Genomic DNA, 23,707 nt, shown 5'->3' with positions numbered 1-23,707 from the left:
CCCGTGAACGCGCGGAGGCGGCGGGGCGCGGTGTCAGACCCAGACGCCGCGGTCCTCCATGACCTTGCGCAACGTGTCGATGTGATCGGTCATGATGCCATCCACCCCCAGGTCCAGAAGCCGGTGCATGCTCTCGGGGTCGTTGACGGTCCACACGTGCACCTGGAGCCCGCGGGCGTGGGCGGCGTGCAGGAAGCGGTGGTCCACGACCTGGATGCCGGACTGCATCTCGGGGACCTGGGCGGCGACCGCCGAGCGGCGCACCGCCGCGGGCAGTCCCCAGGAGCGCAGCCGCAGATTGAGCACGCCCCGGGTGCCGTACGACGTGGCCAGGCGCGGGCCGGCCAGCCGCTGGGCGCGCACCACGCGTGCCTCGGAGAACGAGCCGAGGCAGATCCGGTCCCAGGAGCCCGTCCGCCCGACCAGGTCCAGGAAGGGCAGCAGGGCGGCCTCCGCCTTGACGTCGACGTTCCAGCGCACCTCGGGGAAGGTCTCCAGCAGCTCCTCGAAGAGGGGCAGCGGTTCCTCGCCCGCCACGCGCGCGTGCCGTACGTCGTGCCACGGCAGGTCCGCGATCCGGCCCGCGCCGTCCGTCACCCGGTCCAGGGTCGCGTCGTGGAAGGCGACGAGTTTTCCGTCCCGGGTCGTATGGACGTCGGTCTCGATGTACCGATAGCCCGCCTCGACGGCGCACCGGAACTGCCGCACGGTGTTCTCCAGGCCGTCAGCCGCCCCGCCCCGGTGGGCGAAGGCGATCGGGCCGGGGTGGTCGAGATAGGGATGGCGTATCCGCGGGGTCACGGACGCAGTATCGCTCCTCGGGGTTGACCGGTGGCAACGACCGTGCTGCCGCCGGATGCCGCAGGGACGGCGAACACACGCAGGAACAGCTGGGCGAGCGGGCCGATCGAGACCGCGTACAGCAGGGTGCCGATGCCGACGGTGCCGCCCAGGGCGAAGCCCGTCGCCACGACCGTGAACTCGATGGCCGTGCGCACCAGGCGGATCGAGAGCCCCGTGCGCTGGTGCAGGCCCGTCATCAGGCCGTCGCGCGGACCCGGGCCGAAGCGCGCCGCGATGTACAGGCCGGTCGCCGCGCCGTTCAGGACGATCCCCGCCACCATCAGCGTCACGCGCACCACCAGGCCCTGCGCGTCGGGCACCAGGGCCAGCGTCGCGTCCATGGCCATGCCGATGACCAGCACGTTGGAGACCGTGCCGAGGCCCGGCCGCTGACGCAGCGGGATCCAGATGAGCAGCAGCGCCGCGCCCACGATCGTCAGCACCACGCCGATCGACAGCCCCGTCCGCTCGGCGAGGCCCTGGTGCAGCACGTTCCACGGCTCCAGCCCGAGCCCCGACCGGACGAGCAGCGCCGAACTCGCGCCGTACAGCGCGAGACCGGCGTAGAGCTGCGTCAGCCGCCGGGTGAGATGGCGCCGCGTGGACATGATGTGCTCCCCTGTGGTGTCAGTGGACTGATGCATGACACCCTGTGGCTTGGATGGAGAGGTCATCCATGGCCAATCCGGGGAAGGTGGACTGATTCCGATGGCTCAGTGGACTTCGGCCGTGGGTGCGGCGCAGCTCGCCCGGCTGCTCAACTCCCAGCAGGAGCGCCCGGCAGGACCGGGCACACGCCGCCCGCCCGCCTACCGCGCGCTCGCCGACGGCATCCGCCTGCTGGTGCTCGAAGGACGGGTCCCGGTGGCCGCCAGGCTGCCCGCCGAGCGGGAACTCGCCCTCTCCCTGTCCGTCAGCCGTACGACGGTCGCCGCCGCGTACGAGGCGCTGCGCGGCGAGGGCTTCCTGGAGTCCCGGCGCGGCGCGGGCAGCTGGACCGCCGTACCGGCCGGGAACCCGCTGCCCGCGCGAGGCCTTGAACCGCTGCCGCCCGAGACCCTCGGCTCGATGATCGACCTGGGCTGTGCGGCGCTGCCGGCCCCCGAGCCGTGGCTGACCCGTGCCGTGCAGGGCGCCCTGGAGGAACTGCCGCCGTACGCGCACACGCACGGCGACTACCCCGCCGGGCTGCCGGCGCTGCGGTCGATGATCGCCGAGCGGTACACCGCGCGCGGGATCCCGACCATGCCCGAGCAGATCATGGTGACGACCGGGGCGATGGGCGCGATCGACGCGATCTGCCATCTGTTCGCCGGGCGGGGCGAGCGTATCGCCGTCGAGTCGCCCTCGTACGCCAACATCCTCCAGCTGATGCGGGAGGCCGGGGCCCGGCTGGTGCCCGTCGCGATGGCCGAGGGGCTGACCGGCTGGGACATGGACCGCTGGCGGCAGGTCCTGCGGGACGCCGCGCCCCGGATCGCGTACGTCGTCGCCGACTTCCACAACCCGACCGGTGCGCTCGCCGCCGAGGACCAGCGGCGGCAACTGGTGGACGCGGCGCGCTCCGCGGGGACCGTGCTGATCGCCGACGAGACGATGAGCGAGCTGTGGCTCGACCCGGAGGTGAGCATGCCGAAGCCGGTGTGTTCCTTCGACCGGGCCGGGTCCACGGTGATCACGGTGGGGTCGGCGAGCAAGGCGTTCTGGGCCGGGATGCGCATCGGCTGGGTGCGGGCCGCGCCGGACGTGATCCGCAGTCTGGTCGCCGCGCGGGCCTACGCCGACCTCGGCACTCCCGTGCTGGAGCAGCTGGCCGTCAACTGGCTGTTCGGGACGGGGGGCTGGGAGCAGGCCGTGGAGGTGCGGCGGGAGCAGGCCCGGGAGAACCGCGACGAACTCGTGGCTGCCGTGCGGCGGGAGCTGCCCGGGTGGGAGTTCGAGGTGCCCCGGGGCGGTCTGACGCTGTGGGTGCGGACCGGAGGGCTCTCCGGGTCGCGGCTCGCCGAGGCGGGGGAGCGGGTCGGGGTGCGGGTGCCGTCCGGGCCCCGGTTCGGCGTGGACGGCGCGTTCGAGGGGTATGTGCGGCTGCCGTTCACCGTGGGAGGCGCGGTGGCCGAGGAGGCGGCCGTGCGGTTGGCCGCGGCGGCGCGGATCGTGGAGGAGGGCGGCGCGGGGGCCGGAGAGGCGCCGCGGACGTTCGTGGCGTAGCGCTCCGCGCCGGCGTGGCCAGGATGCCTGGCGTGGTGGGGACTGTTGGCCTGGTCAGGATGTCTGGCGTGGTCGGGGCGTCTGGCGTGGTCAGGCACCTGGCGTGGTCGGGGGCGTCTGGCGTGGCTAGGTCGCCTGGTGTGGCTAGGTCGCCTTCGCCTTCGTCTTCGCCGGCTTCGTCAGAACCGGTACCGGATTCGGAATCGAGTCCTTCGGCTTCGTCAGGACCGGTACCGGATCAGGCGCGGGTTCCGGCTTCGGACCCGTCGTGAGCGGCTCCGCCTCCGTCCCCTCCGGCTCGGGGACCGTCTCCCCGTCCGCCGGTGTCGTGCGCGGCGGGAGCAGGTCCAGCACCGCCTGACGGTGGGCGTCGGACGTGGCGTCGTCGTAGGGGTTCGGCGTGGCCGGGACCTGGAGGCGGTGGACCGGGCCCAGACCGAGGCGGGCGTAGCCGCGGCCGGGCGGGACCTCGTCGACGGGGGTGGTGTGCGGGGGCGCGCCCAGTACGGACTCGAGCTGCTCGGCCGTCGCCGGGCCGAGGACCACGCGCGCGCGTGTGTGCTGGCGCACCGGTTCGCCGAGGGCGTCCATGGTGTCCAGTTGCTCGGCCACGACCACCGTCACGTTCGCCGGGCGGCCGTGCCGGAGCGGGACCTGGAGGAGGGACTGCGGGTCCTTGCGGTCCTGCGCGGCGGCCAGGTGGGTGAACGCCGTGGGACGGTCCAGGAGGATCCACAGGGGACGCTTGGTGTCGTCGGGCGGCGGTTGGCCCTCCTGGTGGGCACGGTTGGCGGCGATCAGCCGGCGCTCGGTCTCCGTCGCGGCCCACTCCAGGCTCGCCAGCACCCCGGGGAGGCCGCATTCGACGGCCAGGACGCCGTCCCGGCCGGTCAGACAGGCGTACTCGCCGGTGCCGCCGCCGTCGACGATCACCACGTCGCCGTGCTGGAGGGCCTGCAGGGCGATGGACCGCAGCAGGGTCGAGGTGCCGGTGCCCGGCTGGCCGAGGGCGAGCAGATGGGGCTCGGTGGAGCGCAGGCCCGTGCGCCAGAGGACCGGGGGCACGTCCCGCCGCTGTTCGCCGGAGGCCAGGGGGAGGGTGCGCTGGACCCGGGTGGGGTCGGTGAAGCCGAGGACCGTCTCGCCCGGAGCGGTGACGAAGCGCTGGGCGGCGATGTCGACGGCGAGCGGCATGAGCACGCTGACCGTCAACTGGTTGCCCTCCTCTTCCCACGCGAAGTGGTACTCACGTCCCTTGCCCGACTTGGCCGCGAGCAGGCCCTCGATCCGGGCACGGGACTCTGTCTCGCCGTCGGCGAAGTACGCGGGGTAGTGGAGCACCAGGTGCGAGATGCGGCCGGTGCCGTCGAAGGCGTAGGTGGGGAAGGCCTTCTCCCAGGTGCCGCCGTGGGAGTACAGCGGCTCGGGGTCCTCGGCGGTGGAGAAGTACGGCACGAGCGCCTCGTACAGGGACTGCAGGCGCTGGCTCTGCGACTCGTCGGGCCCGTCGGACGCCGACGCGGCCCGTTCCCGGCCCTGCCATGCGGCCGCCGCCATCAGGGTGATGGCGGCGAGCAGCGGTCCGTACGGCATCAGGGCCACGACGAGGATGACGGAGGCCACCAGGAACAGCAGCGCTCCCCGTTTCTCCTTGGGTGTCTCTCTCCACCTGCGCCGTCCGGCCGCTGCCAGCCGGCGCAGACCGCGCGTGATCGTGATCAGCGGATGGAGGACGTCGGTGGCGCTGTCGGCGGCCGTTCGGGCCAGCTCCCGGCTCCGGACGAGCTGCGCGCTGCCGTTGCTCAGAATGCGGGGGAGGGGGCGCCGGGCCACTGCTGCCTCCAGAGGGTGCCTACGGGCGGGATGCGTACGGGGTGCGGGGCCGTCAGAACTTGATTCCGCCCAGGAGGCTCGCCAGGCTCTCGCCGCCTGCCTTGATGCTCGGGGCGATGGCCGTGCTGGCCAGGTAGAAGCCGAAGAGCATCGCGACCACGGCGTGCGACGCCTTGAGGCCGTCCTTGCGGAAGAAGATGAAGACGACGATGCCGAGCAGGACCACGCCTGAGATGGAGAGGATCATTTGGGTTCTCCTGGTTCGCGGGGACAGTCACCATGAGTACTTCCAGGCTCACAGGATGTATCCATACGATAAAAGGTGCAACTGGGTGGAAATCGGGTGGTTTCTCCCAGGCTGCGGCGTGGTTCCGGAACCGGTCGAGCTGGGGTGTTGTGCCCGCCCGGTGCTGTGGTGATCTTTACCTCGGGCACATCGGGTCATGTGCCGCGCGAGCCAGTACCCTGGCGATTCACTCGTACGGCTGCACCGCTCGCAGACGTGCGCACCCGGCGTGATGAGCAGTGGAGAGGCGGTCCGGCCGATGACCGAAGTCCCCGACCCCGAGGTCGTGGAGCTGGCGACCAAGATCTTCGATCTGGCCCGGCGGGGACGGACCGAGGCGCTCGTGGCGTATGTCGACGCGGGTGTTCCGGCCAACCTCACCAATGACCGCGGCGACTCGCTCGTGATGCTCGCCGCCTATCACGGCCACTCCGACGCGGTGCGCGCGCTGCTCGCCCGCGGTGCCGAGGCCGACCGGGTGAACGACCGAGGCCAGACCCCGCTCGCGGGAGCGGCCTTCAAAGGCGAGACGGACGTGATCAAGGCCCTCCTGGAAGGCGGCGCCGACCCGTCCGCCGGCACGCCCTCGGCCGTCGACACGGCCCGGATGTTCGGCCGGACGGAATTGCTCGAACTGTTCGGCGAGCGCTGAGCCGACCAGTCTGACCTGGAACGACACAGAAAACGGGGGAGGCGGTACAGGGCCGCCGAAATTTCGGTCGCGGCAGACGGAACAGCCGAGTCATCATGACGACGTGGTTCACGGACGTGATGGTTGGGCAGGTGTTGCCGCACCGCGCGGGCCGTGACGCGGTCCGCAGGGGCCACCGACGAGAGGCAGAGGAAGATGGTCTACAGCAAGCAGGAAACGGCGGGCACTCCGACGTGTTGTCGCGCGGCCAGGTAGTACACGTCCCCGGTTGCGTCGACGCTTGATGTGAGGCTGTTTCCCATGTTCGATCCGGTCATAGCGCCCAGCGGTACGCTGCTCGGCCTGCTCCAGCGGGGCCGCGGTGACGGCACGCTGCACGCGCTCACCGCCCCGCGCCCCGAGGCGCTCGCGGCGTTGAACCACTGTGTGCTGCGCGATCCCCGCCACGACTGGCAGGTGGAGAACCGCTCCCTCTACTACGCCCGCCTCTACCTCGACCTGAACGGCGAGCTGGACGCGATCCAGGCCCATCTCTTCGACGCCGAGGACGTCCTCGACACCGAGGAGTCACGCACCGGGCTCGCTCTCGCCGTCCTCGGGCACCTCGCCTCCTACGGCAGGCGGGACGCGCTCGAACTGCTGCGCAGGTACGCCGCCCACGGCTCGAACTGGGCCTGGGCCCTCGACGAACTCGCCCTCAGGGACGACGACGCCGGCCTGCGGGCCCTCGCCGCGCCCGTCCTCGCCCGGTTCCCGGCCGATGCGGAGGGCGAGGCCGAGCTGGCCGCCACCGTCCGCGACGCCTTCGAGCCCCGGCCGTGGCGGCTGTGGGCCGAGGATCCGCGCGAATCCATCGCCACACGTGTGCGTGCCGCCCATGAGACCGGCAGTTTCGACCGCTGGCAGCGGCAGATGCGGCCGACGGGTCCGCGTCCGGGCTGGAGCGTGCAGGCCGTCTTCGAATGGGCCCAGCAGGGCCTCGACCGGGGTGCCGCACTGCATGTCCCGGCCGCCCGCTGCCTCACCGCCGTGGCAGGGCCCGAGGACCGCGCCGAGATCGTCCAGGCCGCGAAGGACGGCGGCGACGGAGCCCGGTGCACCGCCCTGCGCTATCTCGCCGACGGCAACGATCCCGACGCCCTCGATCTGATCGAGGCCGCCGTGGCCACCGGCTCGACGGTCGTCGTGGAGGCCGCCGTCGACGCCTTCGAACGGATGCGCAGTCTCACGGCGGTGGACCGGGCGCGCGGCTGGGCACACCGGCCCGACGAGCTGGGAGCCGCCGCCGGACGCGTCCTCGCCTGTCTGGGCGGGGTGCACGACCGGGACCTGGTCCTCGCGGCGCTACGGGAGGCGGTGCGCGGCGAAGGCCCCGACGCGCAGACCCTGTGGACCCTGGTCGACGGCACCGGACGGCTCGGCATCGCCTGCGCCGCACCCGTGCTCCGCCACGTCTACCGCGAGACCGCCTCCTCCCATCTGCGCGGCCGGGCCGCCCGGGCCCTCGCCGCCACCGACCCCTCCTTCGCCACCGGCTTCGCCGTCGAATGCCTGTGGGACTGCGAGGAGACCACCCGCGAGATCGCCGCCCGGCACGCCGAGACCGGCGACACCCGGGTCGTGGAGCGACTGCGCCGGCTCGCCGCAGACCCGGCCGAGGAGGCCGAGGTCCAGACGGCCGTACGCAGCCGGATCGGTCCTGAGGAGACCGCTGTGTGAACCCCCCTCCGGCAGGACGCCAGGGTGGATTCAGGCCGTCCGGGTGAACGCGGGGTGACTCACGGGTCAGGAGCGTATGGACGCGGCCTGACCTGCGCGGGTGCACCTCAGAACGCTCATAGGACGTTCCTCGTTCGGAAAGATCCACGTTGACGCGGCCACGTCCGGCCCGGCGACAACACCGGTATGCGTGTCGTCATCGTGACCGAATCCTTTCCCCCCGACGTGAACGGCGTGGCTCACTGCGCGCTCCAGACCGCCCGGCACCTCGTCGATCGCGGTCACACCCCCGTCGTCGTGGCCCCGGCCCCGGCGCCCGGGAACAAGCCCGACGCCTCCGCGCCGTGCCGCGTCGTCCACGTCCCCTCCCTCCCGCTCCCCGGCTACCCCCAGGTCCGCGTCGCCCTCCCCAGCCGCCGCCTGGCCGCCACCCTCATCGAGCACCGTGCCGATGTCGTCCACCTCGCCAGCCCCTTCGTCCTCGGCGTGCGCGGCATGGCCGCCGCCGCCCGCCTCGGCATCCCCGCCGTCGCCGTCTACCAGACCGACCTGGCCGGATACGCCCGTACGTACATGGGCGCAGGAGAGGCCGCCGCCTGGCGGCGCATCCGCTCCGTCCACGGCGCCGCCGACCTCACCCTCGCCCCGTCCAGCGCTGCCCTGAAGGACCTGGAGACGCACGGTGTGCCCCGGGTCAGGCTGTGGCCGCGCGGTGTGGACACCGAACGTTTCCGGCCGGACCGCCGCGACGAGGCCCTGCGCCGCGAGCTGGCCCCCAACGGCGAGCTGATCGTCGGCTACGTCGGCCGGCTCGCCCCCGAGAAGCAGGTCGAACTCCTCGCCGGTGCCTGCGGCCTGGAGGGTGTGCGGGTCGTGATCGTCGGCGACGGCCCCAGCCGGCCCGGCCTGGAGCAGGCGTTGCCCGGCGCTGTCTTCCTCGGCCGCCGGACCGGTGACGATCTCGCTCGGGTCTTCGCCTCGTTCGACGTCTTCGCGCACACGGGCCCCTTCGAGACCTTCTGCCAGACCGTGCAGGAGGCCATGGCCAGCGGTCTGCCGGTCGTGGCGCCCGCCGCGGGCGGGCCGCTGGACCTGGTCGCGCACGGCCGGACCGGGCTGCTCGTGCCGCCGCGCGACGCGAGTGCCGTACGGGACGCGGTGCGGTCCCTGGCCGCCGATCCCGGGCTGCGGGCCGCCTTCGGCGCCGCCGGACGCGCCACGGTCGAGGGCCGCACCTGGGCGGCCGTCGGCGACCAGTTGATCGGGCACTACGCGAACGTGCTCGCCGGACGCAGGACGGCGGTGGCGGCATGAGCGCGCGGAACGGGACCGGCCAGTCGCTGCGGATCGTCCGGCTCGCCAACTTCGTCGCCCCCGCGTCCGGCGGTCTGCGCACCGCCCTGCGGGAACTCGGCAGGGGCTTCAAGGAGGCGGGGCACCAGCCCGTCCTCGTCGTCCCCGGCGAACGGACGAGCGACCGCGAGACCGAGCAGGGGAGGGTGATCACCCTCCCCGGGCCGCTGCTGCCCGGCACCGGCGGCTACCGCGTCCTCGCCGACAAGCGGCGGGTGGCCCGGCTCCTGGAGGAACTCGCGCCGGACCGTCTCGAGGTGTCCGACCGTACGACCCTCAGGTGGACCGGCAAGTGGGCGCGGCGCGCCCGGGTCCCGGCCGTGATGGTCTCCCACGAGACCGCCGACGGAGTGCTGCGCACCTGGGGCCTGCCCGAGGGTGCCGCCCGGCGTGCCGCCGACGCCCTCAACGTCCGTACGGCCCACACCTACGCGCGCGTGGTGTGCACCACCGAGTTCGCCGAGCGGGAGTTCGTGCGGATCGGGGCACGCAACGTCGTCCGGGCCCCGCTGGGCGTCGACCTGGTGCAGCGGCACCCGGCGCTGCGCGATCCGGAGCTGCGGGCGCGGCACGCGCGCGGGGACGAGACGCTGCTGGTGATGTGCTCACGGCTGTCCGTGGAGAAGCGGCCCGGCACGGCGCTGGACGCCCTGGAGACGCTACGGCGGCGCGGGCGACGGGCGGTGCTGGTGGTGGCGGGCGACGGTCCGTTGCGCGCACGGCTCGAACAGCGGGCACGCGAGAGCGCCCTGCCGGTCACCTTCCTCGGGCATGTCACGGACCGCGGGCTGCTCGGCGCGCTCCAGGCGTCCGCCGATGTCGCCCTGGCGCCGGGGCCCGCCGAGACCTTCGGGCTCGCCGCGCTGGAGGCCATGGCGTGCGGCACGCCCGTGGTGGCCAGCGCGTCGTCCGCGCTGTCCGAGGTGATCGGCTCCGCCGGGTCCGTCGCGGCGGACCACGGGGAGGCCTTCGCGGACGCCGTGGACCTGCTGCTGGAAGGCCTGGAGGCGGACCGGCGCGAGGCCGCACGCGCGCGTGCGGAGTGCTTCGGCTGGAACGCCGCGGTCGACGCCTTCCTCGCCGCACACGACGCGGCCGTCCCCGTGCGCCCGTACGTGCCCGGAGGCGTGGCATGAGACCCCCGCGGCTCGCGGGAGCCCCGCGTTTCGTGGCCCTCGGCGACTCGCTGACCGAGGGCGTCGGCGATCCCGTCGGCGAGGGGTGGCGCGGCTGGGCCGCGCTGCTCGCCGACGGGCTCGCCGAGGGGCCGGCCCGGTTCGCCAACCTCGCGGTGAGCGGGGCGCAGACCAGGGACGTGCTGGAGCGGCAGTTGCCCGCCGCGCTCGAGCTGCGGCCCGAGCTCGTGTCCGTCGTCGTCGGCGTCAACGACACCCTGCGCTGCACCTTCGACATCCAGGCCGTGGCGGCCCGGCTCGACCGCGTGTACCAGGCCTGCGCCGAGCAGGGCGCGGTCCTGCTCACCGCGTGTCTGCCCGACCCGGGCACGATGCTGGGTCTGCCGGGGGCGCTGGCCCACCCGCTGGCGCGGCGGCAACGGGCCGTGAACGCGGTCGTCCATGCCCTGTCCGACCGGTACGAAGCCCTGCATCTGCACGCGTGCGAGGGCGACTGGACCACGGACCGCGCCATGTGGAGCGCGGACCGGCTGCACCCCGGCGAGCGGGGACACCGGCAGCTGGCCCTGCGCTTCCACGCGCTGCTCGCGGAGCACGGCCTCGCGACGGGGCCCGCGCCCTCGCCCGAGCCCGACTTCCCCGTTCCGACGAAGTCGGCGAGCCTGTGGTGGCTGGCCACGGCCGGCACCGGATGGGTGGCGCGCCGGTGCACCGACCTGCTCCCCCAGCTCCTGACCCTGGCCGCCGACGAACTGCGGCACCGTGCCCGCGGTACCAGCGCCCGGCTCGACCTGCGGGCCTCCGCGGCGGTGTCGGCCGCGCTGGCCGCGCTGTCGGTGGCGGAGCAGCCGGACGCGGCGTGACAGATCAGTAGCCGGAGGCGACCTGCCAGATCAGTAGCCGGAGGCGACCTGCCAGATCAGCAGCCGGACGCGGCCTGCCAGATCAGCAGCCGGACGCGGCGCTTGACAGATCAGCAGTCGGGCGAGGCCCCACGGTTCAGCGGTGGCCGGTGCGGTCCGGACGGATTACCGGCGCCGTACGGCCACAAAGCGCACCGGCGTACCCGGGACCGCCTGGGCGGCGGCCGGAAGGTCGGTGGCTCGGACCACCGCGATCACCGGGTAGCCCCCGGTGGTCGGATGGTCGGCCAGGAACACCACCGGCCTGCCGTCGGGCGGGACCTGGACCGCGCCCAGCACCATGCCCTCGCTGGGGAGTTCACCGTGCCGGGCCCGCTCCAGGGCGGGGCCCTCCGTGCGCAGCCCGATGCGGTTGCCGGCGGCGGACACCCGGTAGGCGCGTGAGACGAAGGCGCGAACGGCATCCGGCGTGAACCAGTCGTCGCGCGGGCCCAGGGTCACCCGCAGGACCAGTTCGGCCGGCGGCGCCGGCTGCGGGGCGACATCCACGCGCGCGTGCACACCGGTCGGCCGGCCCAGCGGCAGCACCGTGCCGTCGGTGAGCGGGGCCGGACCGAGCCCCGACAGCAGGTCCGTCGAACGGCTGCCGAGCACGGGCTCGACGGCGACGCCCCCGGAGAGACCCACGTACGCGCGTACGCCCGACACGGCCGGACCGACGTCCAGCAGCGCCCCGGCGGGCACGCGCACCGGCGCACCCCAGGGGACGGGCCGGCCGTCCACCGTGACCCGGCAGTGCGCGCCCGCCACCGCGATCGTGACCGTCGAACGGGGGCGTACGGCACAGCCGTTGAGCGTCGTCTCCAGCACGGCCGCCCCGGGCCGATTGCCGACCAGCCGGTTGGCGAGGTCCGCGGCCGGCCCGTCCAGGGCTCCGGAGCGGGGGACGCCGAGATGGGCGTGGCCGGGGCGGCCGAGGTCCTGCACGGTGGTCAGGGCCCCGGCCCGTACGACGGCGAGGGCACGATCCGTCATGGCGCCGCCTCGGGGACGAACCGCACGCGCGTGCCCGGCGACAGCAGCGCGGCCGGCACCCGCGCGTGGTCCCACAGGACGGTGTCCGTCGTGCCGATCAGCTGCCAGCCGCCCGGCGACGAGCGGGGATACACGCCGGTGTACGGGCCCGCCAAGGCCACCGACCCGGCGGGGACGGCCGTGCGCGGGGTGGCCCGGCGTGGGACGTCGTCGCGCGACGGCAGCCCGGTGAGATAGCCGAAGCCGGGCGCGAAGCCGCAGAAGGCGACCCGGAACTCCGTCTCCGCGTGGATACGGGCGACCTCCCGCTCCGGCACGCCCCAGTGCGCGGCGACATCGGCCAGGTCCGGGCCGTCGTACCGCAGGGGGATCTCGACCACCTCACGCGCGCGTGGGGGAGAGGGCGGAAGTTCGGCGGCGGTCAGTTCGGCGGCCAGCCGGGCGGGGGAGTCGAGGCCGTCCAGGAGGACCGTGCGGGCCGCGGGGACGATCTCGCGGGCCGACAGCGAGCCCTCCGCGCGGCGTCGCAGCAGCTCCGCGTGCAGGGCCTGGGCCTCTTCGCCCGAGGCGACCTCGACGAGCAGCGCGTCCTCACCGACGGGCCGGACCTTCATGCGAAGGCCTCCACCCGGATCCCCGACGTCTCCAGCCGTTCCCGCACCCGGCGCGCCAGCTCCACCGCGCCGGGCGTGTCACCGTGCAGGCACAGGGAACGCGCGCGTACCTCGATGCGTGTCCCCGACCGGGAGGAGACCTCGCCGGAGCGGGCCAGGTCCAGGGACCGCTCCACGACGGCCTCCGGGTCGGTGACCACGGCGCCGTCCCGCGTACGCGGCACCAGCGTGCCCGCGTCGGTGTACGCGCGGTCCGCGAACGCCTCTGTGACGACCGGCAGTCCGGCCTTGCCCGCCAGGTCGAGCAGACGCGAGCCGGGCAGGCCCAGCACGGGCAGCGCGGCATCCGCGAGGAGTATCCCTTCGACGACCGCGGCGGCCTGCTCCTCGTCGTGCACGACCCGGTTGTAGAGCGCCCCGTGCGGTTTGACGTAGGCCACACGGGAGCCCGCGGCGCGGGCGAAGACCTCCAGGGCGCCGATCTGGTAGGCCACTTCGGCCGCCAGCTCGGCGGGCGGCACGTCCATCGCGCGCCGCCCGAACCCGGCCAGGTCCCGGTAGGACACCTGGGCGCCGATCCGTACCCCGCGCTCGGCCGCCAGCTCGCACACCCGGCGCATGGTGGCCGCGTCCCCGGCGTGGAAGCCGCACGCCACATTGGCGCTGGTGACCACGGACAGCAGCCGTTCGTCGTCGGTGAGTTGCCAGCGGCCGAAGCCCTCGCCGAGGTCGGCGTTCAGGTCGATCGAGGTCACGTGTCGCATCTCCTGTCAGGCCACGCGGTACTGCTCGTCGCGGGCGTCGGTGAGGAACATCTGCCCCGGGGTGTGCGTGAGGGCGAACGGCGGACGCGAGGCCATCACGGCCGCCTGCGGGGTCACCCCGCACGCCCAGAACACGGGGATGTCGTCCGCTTCGGTGTCCACCGGGTCGCCGAAGTCAGGACGGCCGAGGTCGTCGACGCCGAGCGCTGAGGGGTCGCCGCAGTGCACGGGGCTGCCGTGCACCGCCGGCAGCAGACTGCTCTCGCGGATCGCCGCCGCCAGATGCCGGGGCGGCACCGGCCTCATGGACACCACCAGCGGTCCGTGCAGCCGCCCCGCCGGACGGCACTGCCGACCGGTCACGTACATGGGGACGTTGCGGCCCTGCTCGACATGGCGGATCGGGACGCCCGCCTCGCTCAGCGCCCACTCGAAGGTGAAGCTGCATCCGATCAGGAACGACACCAGGTCGTCCCGCCAGTACGCGCGCACGTCCGTCGGCTCGTCCACGAGCTCGCCGTCCCGCCACACCCGGTAGCGCGGCAGGTCGGTGCGCAGATCCGCGCCGTCGGCGAGCACGGTGGTGAAGGATCCGGCGTCCGTGACGTCGAGGACCGGGCAGGGCTTGGGGTTGCGCTGGCAGAACAGCAGCATGTCGTAGGCCCAGTCGGCGGGTACCGAGATGAGGTTGACCTGGGTGTGGCCCGCCGCTACCCCGGCCGTGGGGCCCGTCAGGCCCTCCCGGAAGCGGGTGCGGGCCGTTTCCGGGCTCCACGCGTGCGCGTGCTCGTCCACGAGGACGACGGGACGGTCTTCTGTCCCGGCGCGGGCGTCGGTGCCGGTGAGGGCGGCGGCGCGGGTGCGGGTGTCGGTGTCGGTGCCGTTCACGTGAGCTCCTTCCCGCGCGTCTCCGGCAGCCCGAGCAGCGCCAGCGCCGCGAGGCCGTAGCCGATCGCCCCGAAGACCAGCGCGCCGCCGACACCCCAGCTGTCGGCCAGGAAACCGACCATCGTCGGGAACACGGCACCCACCGCGCGCCCGGTGTTGTACGTGAAGCCCTGCCCCGTGCCGCGTACCGCCGTCGGGTACAGCTCGCTCAGGTAGGAGCCGAATCCGCTGAAGATCGCCGACATGCAGAACCCGAGCGGGAAACCGAGCACCAGGAGCAGGGTGTTGGCGCCGCTCGGGATGTTCGCGTACGCCAGTATGCAGATCGCCGACAGCAGGGCGAAGAGCCAGATGTTGCGCTTGCGGCCCAGCTTGTCGGTGAGATAGCCGCCGGTGAGGTAGCCGATGAAGGCGCCCGATATCAGGAACGTCAGATAGCCGCCGGTGCCGACGACGGACAGCTCGCGCTCGGACTTCAGATACGTCGGCACCCAGGTGGCCAGCGTGTAGTAGCCGCCCTGGACACCGGTCGAGAGCAGCACGGAGAAGAGCGTGACACGCAGCAGGCCCGGCTTGAAGATCGCCTTGAAGGAGCCCTTCTCCGCGCTCTGCTCACGGGCGGCGGCGGCCTCGGGCGCGTCCTGCACACTGCGCCGCAGCCAGATGACGAGCAGCGCGGGCAGCGCCCCGGTCCAGAACATGATGCGCCAGGCCAGATCGTCGCCGGCCACGGAGAAGACCAGCGTGTAGGCGATCACGGCGAGGCCCCAGCCCACGGCCCAGGAGCTCTGGATCGCGCCGAGGGTGCGTCCCCGGTGCTTGGCGCTCGCGTACTCGGCGACGAGGATCGCCCCGACCGCCCACTCGCCGCCGAAACCGAGGCCCTGGAGGGCACGGAAGACCAGCAGCGTCTCGTAGTTGGGCGCGAAGCCGCAGGCGACGGTGAAGACGGCGTACGTGATCACCGTGATCATCAGCGCCTTCACCCGGCCGATGCGGTCCGCGAGGACGCCGGCGAGGGCGCCGCCGATCGCGGAGACCACCAGCGTGACCGTGGTGAAGAGACCGGTCTGGCCGCTGTTCAGCCCGAAGTAGGCGGACAGCGCGACCATGCTCAGCGGCAGCGTGAAGTAGTCGTACGAGTCGAGGGCGTAGCCGCCGAAGGCGCCGCCGAACGCGCGGCGGCCGCGGGGCCCGAGGGCGCGCAGCCAGCCGAACGCCCCGTCGTCGGAGGTGCGTTCGGCCGCGTCGGGGCGTGTCTCGTCGGTCAGGGCCTGCGGTGGAGGGGTCGTGCTCATGGGCACCTCGCAGAGGGAGGACGGGGGGTGCTTCGGGGTGAGCCGTGCCGTGCGGAAGCGGTCGGCGCCGCGGTGGGGGAGGCGACGCCGTGCCCAGCACCGTAGGGGATTGTTCAACGATCCCTCAATACCCATGTTGGTTCTTCTTGTGATCTGCGATTGAATTCCGGCATGGCAGAGCAGCTGAAGGACCTCGCCGACGACCGGGCTCTCCTGGGGCGCACCAGTACCGCCGAACGGGTCTCGGACATCCTCAGGAGCCGGATCGCCGAGGGCTACTTCCCGCCCGGGACGCGCCTGTCGGAGGACAGCATCGGCGGCGCGCTCGGCGTCTCCCGCAACACGTTGCGCGAGGCGTTCCGCCTGCTCACCCACGAACGCCTGCTCGTCCACGAGCTGAACCGGGGCGTCTTCGTCCGGGTCCTGACCGTGGAGGACGTCGAGGACATCTACCGCACGCGCCGACTCGTAGAGTGCGCCGTCGTTCGCGGCCTCGGCGAACCGCCTTACGGCCTCGACGGGCTCGCCGGTGCCGTCGCCGAGGGGCGGCGGGCGGCCCGGGAAGGTGACTGGAAGGCGGTGGGTACGGCCAACATCCACTTCCACCGGGAGCTGGTCGCCCTCGCCGCGAGCGAGCGCACCGACGAGTTGATGCGCAGCGTCTTCGCCGAACTGCGTCTCGCGTTCCACGTGGTGGACGAGCCGCAGCGGCTGCATGAGCCGTACATCACGCGAAATGTCGCGATTCTTGAGGCTCTTCAGGGCGGGGAGCGCGGCAAGGCCGAGCGTCTGCTCGCCGGCTACCTGGACGACTCGCTGGAGCGGGTCGTCGAGGTGTACCGGCGGCGGGTCGGCGAGGACGGCTGAGAGGGCCGCCGAAGGCCCGTCGAGGGGGGCGTACCCGCGTCGTTTGGGTGGTTGTCAGACCCAGGACCTAGTCTGTGCACCGTGACTTCGCCTGCATCGACGGACAGCGTTCCGCCCCAGCTCAGCGCGGGGCCGCGCCCCGCGCCGGGGCCGGCCGCCGACGAGGGCCTGGCGCGGCGCCTGCGCGCGCTCGCCTGCACCGCGCCGCTGCACGACCTGGACGCGCGCAAGGCCAACCTCGCGGGTGAGTACTCGGTGTACGGCATGGCGGAGGTCGCCCTCTCGGCCATCGACCTGGTCACGCTGAACATGGACTTCGACACGGGCGCGGACCACGACCAGATCGTCGCCCGCCTCATCCCGCGCATCGCCGCGCAGGCGTCGCAGCGGCCCGCCGCCGAGCACGAGCGGGTGGCCCGCTGGGTCCTGGAGAACCTGATCAACGTCGGCAGCGTCGACCGCGGCTTCCGCGCGGTGTACGGCACGTTCGGGGCGGACGGCACATATGTGCGCCGTGACTACGACTTCAAGCTGATCGAGGAGGTCCCGGGCCCCGGCGGCACGGTGTATCTCCGTACGACGGACGAGGCGGTCAACGTCCTCGTCGGCGCCCTCGACACCGATGTCACCAGCGCGCAGATCGCCGCCGAGGTCAAGCTGGAGGTGCTGATCAGCCGCGGCCGGCTCGCCGACGCCCAGCTGGCGGCCGAACAGGCCCGCTACCGCACCGTGCAGTACTCGGAGACCCTGCGCAGGGCCCTCGACGCGACCCGGCGCAACGTGCGCGCGGTGGACTGGCTGACCACCGTGCCCGACATGATCGCCGAGGCCCTGGAGCACGTCGCCGACCGCTATCGCCATGAGAACGCGATCCTGACCAACATCCGCAAGGCCCGTGACGAGTCCGAGGACCCCGAGCACAAGCGCCGGGCCGCCGAGCTCGTCGACATCGTCAAGGACTGCATTCGGCGGCACACGCAGTTGCAGTCCCGGCTGCTCGAGGCCGGACCGCTGTTCCGCGCCGAGCAGGACCGGCAGGCCTTCGCCACCCCGATGACCACCTCCGGGATCGACCTCTACGGCCATCTCGTCGCCCCCGTCCTGCCCCTGTCGCTAGAGAAGGCCGTCCGCGTCACGGACGCCTTCTTCGCCCGCGGAACCGGGTTGCGCACGCCCGTGTCCGTCCGGGTCGGGGACCTCGTCGACATACTGCTGACGCCGCCGGTGGAGCGTGAGCATCTGGGCGCGGAGATGCCCGAGCCGGACGTCATCGCCACACCTGACGACAGCCGGTTCAGCGAGGAGCAGATGGCGGCCGCGCAGGAGCTGCTCGACCTGCCGGCCGACGCGCCGCGCCGGCTGTCCGGGCTGCTCGCCGAGGCCCGCCGGCAGGATCCCGAACTGCCGTACCTGGTGGCTCTGCTGGCCGTGCACGCCGCCAGTCCGCCGGTCGGCACCGCCTATCGCCAGGGGGAGCAGAAGCTGCTGTTCGCCGTGGACGACGGGACGGAGCTCGATGATCCGGAGTTCGGCGGGGCCGATCTGATCGTGGGTACGGCGTTGCTGGACGCGGCGGGGATGGCGGCGGACCGGACCGAAGCGGCATGAGTGTGTACCGACGGACCGGAGCGGCATGAGTGTGTACCGGCGGACTGGAGCGGCATGAGTGTGTACCGGCGGACTGGAGCGGTATGAGTGTGTACCGGCGGTATGAGTGAGTACCAGCTGCATGAGCGAATTCCAGCGGCATGAGTGACAACCAGAGGAACAAGGAGCCCCGACCGTGAGCGAGCACGTCGAGTGGAGTGAGCCGGAGGGACCGGCGCCGACGGCCACCGCCGCCGTCACCCCCGCCGACGCCGCCGACGCGGCGCGGCTCGTGTCCTTCGGGCTGCAGCCCAAGCTGCAGCCCGCCCGCGACCAGGAGTACGCGGACCTGCTGCGGCGGTACCGAGAGGACCCGCCGTTCGCGCGGCTCGCCGACGCCGTGGCGACCGGTCTCGGGCTGATCGTGCTGGAGGTGTCCCCGCGCGCGGGCATGGCCGTGACCGCCGCCGAGGACTCGGTGTTCGCCGTTCGCATGGGCGACTACGCGCGTCGTACCTCCGCCGACGGCGGCGACCGGTTCCTGCACGGACTCGCCCATCTCGCCGTCGCCGCCATGGCGTTCCCGCGTCCCGAGGACCTCGCCGACGACGGCTACATCGGCCGGGTCACGGTCAACGGCGTCGACGCCTTCGTGCGCCAGGCCTGCCGCCGCCTGGAGGAGCGCGCCGCCGAGCAGGGCGAGAACACCGACCCGGCCACCGACACGCCCGGCCTGGAGGCCGCCTGGCGGATCTGGGTGCGGCGCAGCGCGACCGGGGCCACCAAGGACGCGCGCCGGCCCGCCGGTTCGACCACCGGCATCGTCGCCAAGGCCGTCGCCTTCCTCACCGAATCCGGCTTCCTCCAGCGCACCGGCGACGACAACGGCGGCACGTACCGCACCACCGCCCGCTACCAGCTCCAGGTGCGCGACATGGCCGGCAGTGCCGCGATGGCCGAACTGCTGGAGCTGGGCGTCGTCCCGGTCACCGACGGCACCCCGACGCTGCTGCCCGCCGAGGAGAGCGACGACCTGGAGCTGGTGGCCGACGCCGGGCTGCCGTTCCACTCCTCCTGAACCCCACACCCTCCGACTTCACGAAGACTTACGAGAGTCCGCCATGTACGAGCTGTCCCGGGTCCGCCTCTACTCCATCGGGCCCGCCGGTGCGCGCTACGCCGACACCGTGCTTGACCTGCGCGGTGTGGGCGAGGCCGTGCCCGACCCCGCGCCCACGCAGGCGGAGTTCTTCGAGGAGGAGCCCGTCGGCCCGCCGCGCCGGCCCGCGCCCGCGGGTGTGCTCTTCCTCGAGAACGGCGGCGGCAAGTCGGTGCTGCTCAAGCTCATCTTCTCCGTGATGCTGCCGGGCCACCGCAACACGCTCGGCGGCGCCAGCTCCGGTGTGCTGCGCAAGTTCCTGCTCGCCGACGACTGCGGACACGTCGCACTGGAATGGCAGCACGTGCTGACCGGCGAGTGCGTCGTCGTCGGCAAGGTCAGCGAGTGGCGCGGGCGGCAGGTCTCCAACGACCCGCGGAAGTTCGCCGAGGCCTGGTACTCCTTCCGGCCCGGGCCCGGACTGAGCCTCGACAACCTCCCCGTGGCCGAGTCCACCGCCGTACGGGCCCCGGTCGAGGGACAGTCCGGCGCACGCGGCCGGCGTCGCACCATGAAGGGCTTCCGCGACGCCCTCACCGAGGCGGGCAAGACCTACCCGCACCTGGAGGTGCACTGGGAGGAGATCCACGACCGCTGGATCGAGCACCTGGGCGATCTCGGCCTCGACCCGGAACTCTTCCGCTACCAGCGGGAGATGAACGCCGACGAAGGCGAGGCCGCCGGTCTCTTCGCGGTCAAGAAGGACGCCGACTTCACCGATCTGCTGCTGCGTGCCGTCACCGACACCCGTGACACCGACGGACTCGCCGACCTGGTAGGCGGCTTCGGCAACAAGCTCGGCCGGCGTGCCGAGCTGATCGCCGAACGCGACTTCACCGCCGGATCGGTCGACCTGCTCGGGCGGATCGTCGAGGCCACCGAGGCGCGCACCCGCGCGCGGGACATCCACGCCGGGGCCGAGCGGCGTACGCGGAACCTGGCACGCAGGCTGTCCGCGCGCGGTGTCCAGGAGCGGACCCGGGCCGCCGACCTGGCGCAGCGGGTCACCGCCGCCGCGTACGCGGTCACACAGGCCGAAGAAGCCCGCGAGCGCAGCGCGCTGATCTCCGCCGAGCTCGCCTACCGGCACGCCTCGCTGGCCCTCGCCGCAGCCGAGAAGTCCGCCGCCGCGCAGAAGCGCGAACTGGCCGACGCCCGCACGCTGTACTCCGCGTGGCAGGCCGCCGAGGCCGTACTGCGCCACCGCGCCGCCGCCGACCGCGTGGCCCGGGTGTCCGCAGCGATCCAGGAGGCGGAGCGTGACGCCGCCCCGGCGCTCGCCGCCCGCTCCAAGGCCGCCGTCGATCTCGTACGGGCCCTGCACGCGGCCGCGGGTAAGGCCGAGAACCTCGCCAACGAGGAGGAGGAGCGCTCCGCCGCCCTCCAGGAGGTCAGCGACGCGGCCTACCGCGACTCCACCGCCGCCGCCACCGAGGCACAGCGCGCCCGCAGCGAGGTCGGGCACCTCAAGCAGCGCCTCGCCGAGGTCGAGCAGGAGACCGCCGAGGCGGTACGGGCCGGCTGGCTCGACGACAGCGCACCCGACGCCGACCCGGCCCGCGCGGCGCTCGCCGCCAGCGACGCCGAGAAGACGGCTGTGGCGGCCTGGGACGCGGCCCGCGAGGCGTCCCACCGGGCCGCGGAGCACGCGCGCGAGGCAGCCGCCACCGAGACCCGCGCGGAACTCACCGCGGCCCGCGCGGCGGACGCGGCCACGGCGGCGGAGCGGTCGTACGAGGCCGAGCGCCGCACCGCCGAGGCGCTGGCGGGGGAGGAGCGGCTGGTGGAGCTGCTGAGCCTCACCTCCGAGACCCGCCCGGGCATCCCGCAGCCCCGTCACGGCTCGGACAGCGAGCCGGCCCTCCCGACCGCGTCCGGCGAACAGGGGCTCAGCCCCGAGCAGCTCGACCGCTTCGCCGACGACCTGCGCGACCTGCTGGACGACGCCGTCGGCTCCGCCGAACGCCAGCTGTTCGACCTGCGTACGGCCGCCGCCGACGACTCCCGGATCCTCGGCGCGCTCGGTGACGGCGGGCTGCTGCCGCCCGGCCCGGACGTGCTGGCCACGGTCGAGTACCTCGGCGAGCACGGCATCCCCGCGCTGCCCGGCTGGCGCTATCTCGCCCAGGCCGTCGACCCCGCCGACCACGCGCGCGTGCTGGCTGCCCGGCCCGAACTCGTCGACGGCGTGATCATCACCGACCCCGACTCCCACGCACGCGCCCGGGACGCGCTGGGCGACGCCGCGCTGCTGCCGCGTTCCGCCGTGGCCGTGGGCACGGCGGCCGCCCTGCTCGCCCCGGCCCCCGCCCCGGACGCCGACAGCGGCGACGTGTTCCTCGTCCCCCCGAACCCGGCCATGCACGACGAGCACGCCGCCGACGAGGAGCGGCAGACCCTGCGCGCCCGGGCGACCGAGCGTGACGAGGAGATCCGCGCGCTCGCCGCCCGCCTCGGCAAGGACCGCGAACTGGCCGCTCGGCTCGCCTCCTGGCGCACCGGCTGCCCCGCCGGCCGGCTCACCGAACTGGCCCGGGCGGCACAGGACACCCGGGCGTTCGCCGAGGAGTCGGAGGCCGAACTGGCCGAGGGGCGCACGGTGCGGGCCGAGGCCGACGAGACCGCCACCGAGGCCGCCCGGGTACGGGACGAGCGCCAGGAGGCCGCCCAGAAGGCCCGCCGCTCCGCCGACGCCCTCGCCGGACTCGCCTTCCGGCTGCGCGAGCGGGCCGGCTGGCAGGTCAGGCTGCGGGAACTGGCCGACGAGGCGACCGAGGCCGAGGCCGGCGCCCAGACCTGTCTGGAGCGCGCCCGCGCCGCCGACGAGGACCGGCGTGGCGCCCAGCGCGCCGCCGACGACGCGCGCCGCACCGCCCGCGCGCTGCGCGCCGAGCGCTCCGAGATCGCGGGCGCCCCCGACGACGTACCCGAGGACGAGACCCAGACCCCGAAGGCCTCCCTGCCCGCCCTGCGCGAGGCCTACCGGGCCGCGTCCCAGGTGTACGAGAAGGTCGGCGTGGGTGCCGACCTGCGGGCCGAGCAGGCCCGCGCGGAGAGCGACGAGAGCGCGGCCCGTGCGGAGCTGGACCGGCTCAGCAACAAGGTCCGTACGCGCGCGGAGCAGCTCCTCGAATCCCCCGACGGCTCCGACGGCCCCAGCCGCCAGGCCGCCGCCGCCCGGGCCGAGGAGCTGGTGCAGCTCCTGGAGACCCGTATGTCGAACGCGAGCGAGCAGCTCGGGCGGCTGCGCGGCGAGGCAGAACGGCACGCTCCGGAGGACGGCGAAACCCACACGGAACTCCCCGAGGAATCGCGGCCGTGCGACGCCGAGCACGCGCAGACCCTGCTGCGCACCGCCACGGGCGAACTCGCCTCCCACACCGAGGCGCTGAACCAGGCACGGGAGGCGCACACCGAACTCCTCGACGCCCATCGCGCCGCCGAGGACGCGGCGGGCGGCTTCGACGAGATCGCCGCCATGCTCCGCGACCTGCTCCGCGAGCACGCCACGGACGAGGAGCACGAAGAGCCCGAGCCCTACCCAGGCACCCCGGAGGAGGCCCGGCAGTCGGCCGCCGAGGCCCGCCGCTCCCTGCGCGGCTGCGCCGCCGACCTGTCCGCCGCCGAGGCCGCCGTCCGCGAGGCCGGCGACATCCTCGTCCGGCACGCCAACTCCACGCGCTACGAGCAGGTCCGCACCCCGGCACGGCAGCAGATCCGCGAACTGCCCGCCTCCGCGCTGCCCGAGCACGCCCAGAAGTGGGCGGACGCCTTCGCGCCCCGCCTCCGCGTCCTGACGGACGAGCTGGAACAACTGGAGCGCAACCGCGACTCGATCGTGGACCGGCTGCGCGGCCTGGTCGAGTCGGCCCTGGCCACCCTGCGCTCCGCCCAGCGGCTGTCGCGTCTCCCGGAGGGCCTCGGCGAGTGGTCGGGGCAGGAGTTCCTCCGCATCCGCTTCGAGGAGCCCGACCAGGCCACGCTCACCGAGCGGCTGGGCGAGGTCATCGACGAGGCGACCCGCGCGGCCGTCAAGAAGAACTCCGACCTGCGGCGCGACGGTATGTCCCTGCTGCTGAGGGGTGTCGCCGCGGCGCTGCAGCCCAAGGGCATCGCCGTCGAGATCCTCAAGCCCGACGCGGTGCTGCGCGCCGAGCGCGTCCCCGTCGGGCAGATGGGCGACGTCTTCTCCGGCGGCCAGCTCCTCACCGCCGCCATCGCCCTGTACTGCACGATGGCCGCGCTGCGTTCGAACGACCGGGGCCGTGACAAGCACCGGCACGCCGGCACCCTGTTCCTCGACAACCCCATCGGCCGAGCCAATGCCACGTACCTGCTGGAACTCCAGCGAGCGGTGTCGGACGCCCTCGGTGTCCAGCTCCTCTACACCACGGGCCTGTTCGACACCACCGCGCTGGCCGAGTTCCCCCTCGTCATCCGCATGCGCAACGACGCCGACCTGCGGGCCGGCCTGAAGTACATCAGCGTCGAGGAACACCTCCGCCCGGGCCTGCCCCAGCAGCCCGAAGCAGGCGAGGCGGTCCACAGCGAGATCACGGCGACCAGAATGTACAAACGCCCGGCGTCCACAACGCCTTAGGG

General features: G+C 73.5%; 19 protein-coding genes. 10 read left to right on the top strand and 9 right to left on the bottom strand.

Going from position 1 to position 23,707, the window contains the following annotated elements; all coding sequences use genetic code 11:
* Window positions 1–33: 33 nt before the first annotated feature.
* Window positions 34–801, bottom strand: a complete 768-nt coding sequence (locus ACIBK5_RS18515) for a glycerophosphodiester phosphodiesterase (RefSeq protein WP_399020906.1) — start codon at window positions 799–801, stop codon at window positions 34–36.
* Window positions 798–1,451: a YitT family protein gene (locus ACIBK5_RS18510; protein ID WP_399020904.1), complete on the bottom strand. Its 654-nt coding sequence runs from the start codon at window positions 1,449–1,451 to the stop codon at window positions 798–800. Before ACIBK5_RS18510 ends, ACIBK5_RS18515 begins: the two co-directional genes overlap by 4 nt.
* Window positions 1,452–1,551: 100 nt before the next feature.
* On the opposite strand from ACIBK5_RS18510, the gene ACIBK5_RS18505 reads away from it, so the two are divergent.
* Window positions 1,552–3,051: a PLP-dependent aminotransferase family protein gene (locus ACIBK5_RS18505; RefSeq protein ID WP_399020902.1), complete on the top strand. Its 1,500-nt coding sequence runs from the start codon at window positions 1,552–1,554 to the stop codon at window positions 3,049–3,051.
* Between the two features lie 144 nt (window positions 3,052–3,195).
* Here ACIBK5_RS18505 and ACIBK5_RS18500 read toward each other — a convergent pair whose 3' ends face one another.
* Both ACIBK5_RS18500 and ACIBK5_RS18495 read right to left on the bottom strand, forming a co-directional pair.
* Window positions 3,196–4,884, bottom strand: coding sequence for a hypothetical protein (locus ACIBK5_RS18500; protein WP_399020900.1), 1,689 nt, complete (start codon window positions 4,882–4,884; stop codon window positions 3,196–3,198).
* Window positions 4,885–4,936: 52 nt separating this feature from the next.
* Complete coding sequence (locus ACIBK5_RS18495; protein ID WP_030843336.1) at window positions 4,937–5,131, bottom strand: hypothetical protein; 195 nt, start codon at window positions 5,129–5,131, stop codon at window positions 4,937–4,939.
* A gap of 298 nt (window positions 5,132–5,429) precedes the next feature.
* On the opposite strand from ACIBK5_RS18495, the gene ACIBK5_RS18490 reads away from it, so the two are divergent.
* The 5 genes from ACIBK5_RS18490 to ACIBK5_RS18470 all read left to right on the top strand — a co-directional run bounded on the left by ACIBK5_RS18490 (window position 5,430) and on the right by ACIBK5_RS18470 (window position 10,893).
* Window positions 5,430–5,822, top strand: coding sequence for an ankyrin repeat domain-containing protein (locus ACIBK5_RS18490; RefSeq protein WP_184597089.1), 393 nt, complete (start codon window positions 5,430–5,432; stop codon window positions 5,820–5,822).
* Between the two features lie 300 nt (window positions 5,823–6,122).
* A complete protein-coding gene (locus tag ACIBK5_RS18485; RefSeq protein ID WP_399020898.1) occupies window positions 6,123–7,541 on the top strand; it encodes a HEAT repeat domain-containing protein in 1,419 nt (472 codons plus the stop codon).
* Window positions 7,542–7,727: 186 nt separating this feature from the next.
* Complete coding sequence (locus tag ACIBK5_RS18480; protein ID WP_399020895.1) at window positions 7,728–8,855, top strand: glycosyltransferase family 4 protein; 1,128 nt, start codon at window positions 7,728–7,730, stop codon at window positions 8,853–8,855.
* Window positions 8,852–10,030 (top strand): glycosyltransferase, encoded by a 1,179-nt coding sequence (locus ACIBK5_RS18475; RefSeq protein ID WP_399020893.1) that lies wholly within the window; start codon window positions 8,852–8,854, stop codon window positions 10,028–10,030. The genes ACIBK5_RS18480 and ACIBK5_RS18475 overlap by 4 nt, the downstream gene beginning before the upstream one ends.
* The gene (locus tag ACIBK5_RS18470) at window positions 10,027–10,893 is read left to right on the top strand and encodes an SGNH/GDSL hydrolase family protein (RefSeq protein WP_399020891.1); all 867 of its coding nucleotides are present in this window, start codon (window positions 10,027–10,029) and stop codon (window positions 10,891–10,893) included. Before ACIBK5_RS18475 ends, ACIBK5_RS18470 begins: the two co-directional genes overlap by 4 nt.
* A 165-nt stretch (window positions 10,894–11,058) precedes the next feature.
* Here ACIBK5_RS18470 and ACIBK5_RS18465 read toward each other — a convergent pair whose 3' ends face one another.
* The 5 genes from ACIBK5_RS18465 to ACIBK5_RS18445 form a co-directional block, all read right to left on the bottom strand.
* Complete coding sequence (locus tag ACIBK5_RS18465; protein WP_399020888.1) at window positions 11,059–11,928, bottom strand: biotin-dependent carboxyltransferase family protein; 870 nt, start codon at window positions 11,926–11,928, stop codon at window positions 11,059–11,061.
* The gene (locus ACIBK5_RS18460) at window positions 11,925–12,542 is read right to left on the bottom strand and encodes an allophanate hydrolase subunit 1 (protein ID WP_399020886.1); all 618 of its coding nucleotides are present in this window, start codon (window positions 12,540–12,542) and stop codon (window positions 11,925–11,927) included. The genes ACIBK5_RS18465 and ACIBK5_RS18460 overlap by 4 nt, the downstream gene beginning before the upstream one ends.
* A complete protein-coding gene (locus ACIBK5_RS18455) occupies window positions 12,539–13,297 on the bottom strand; it encodes a LamB/YcsF family protein (RefSeq protein WP_399020884.1) in 759 nt (252 codons plus the stop codon). The genes ACIBK5_RS18460 and ACIBK5_RS18455 overlap by 4 nt, the downstream gene beginning before the upstream one ends.
* A 15-nt stretch (window positions 13,298–13,312) precedes the next feature.
* A complete protein-coding gene (locus tag ACIBK5_RS18450) occupies window positions 13,313–14,101 on the bottom strand; it encodes a putative hydro-lyase (protein ID WP_399021279.1) in 789 nt (262 codons plus the stop codon).
* Between the two features lie 89 nt (window positions 14,102–14,190).
* The gene (locus ACIBK5_RS18445) at window positions 14,191–15,492 is read right to left on the bottom strand and encodes an MFS transporter (protein WP_399020882.1); all 1,302 of its coding nucleotides are present in this window, start codon (window positions 15,490–15,492) and stop codon (window positions 14,191–14,193) included.
* A 171-nt stretch (window positions 15,493–15,663) separates the two neighbouring features.
* On the opposite strand from ACIBK5_RS18445, the gene ACIBK5_RS18440 reads away from it, so the two are divergent.
* From ACIBK5_RS18440 to ACIBK5_RS18425, 4 genes are all read left to right on the top strand, one after another.
* On the top strand, window positions 15,664–16,359 hold the full coding sequence (locus tag ACIBK5_RS18440) for a GntR family transcriptional regulator (RefSeq protein WP_399020880.1): 696 nt from the start codon (window positions 15,664–15,666) through the stop codon (window positions 16,357–16,359).
* A gap of 81 nt (window positions 16,360–16,440) precedes the next feature.
* Window positions 16,441–17,967: a hypothetical protein gene (locus tag ACIBK5_RS18435; protein WP_399020878.1), complete on the top strand. Its 1,527-nt coding sequence runs from the start codon at window positions 16,441–16,443 to the stop codon at window positions 17,965–17,967.
* A 175-nt stretch (window positions 17,968–18,142) separates the two neighbouring features.
* On the top strand, window positions 18,143–19,024 hold the full coding sequence (locus ACIBK5_RS18430) for a hypothetical protein (protein ID WP_399020876.1): 882 nt from the start codon (window positions 18,143–18,145) through the stop codon (window positions 19,022–19,024).
* Window positions 19,025–19,067: 43 nt separating this feature from the next.
* Window positions 19,068–23,705, top strand: coding sequence for a hypothetical protein (locus ACIBK5_RS18425; RefSeq protein WP_399020874.1), 4,638 nt, complete (start codon window positions 19,068–19,070; stop codon window positions 23,703–23,705).
* Window positions 23,706–23,707 lie beyond the last annotated feature (2 nt).

The organism is Streptomyces sp. NPDC050546 (assembly GCF_044457425.1).
In the GTDB taxonomy this organism is placed as follows: Bacteria; Actinomycetota; Actinomycetes; order Streptomycetales; family Streptomycetaceae; genus Streptomyces.
This window is presented reverse-complemented; position numbering and strand designations above follow the sequence as displayed.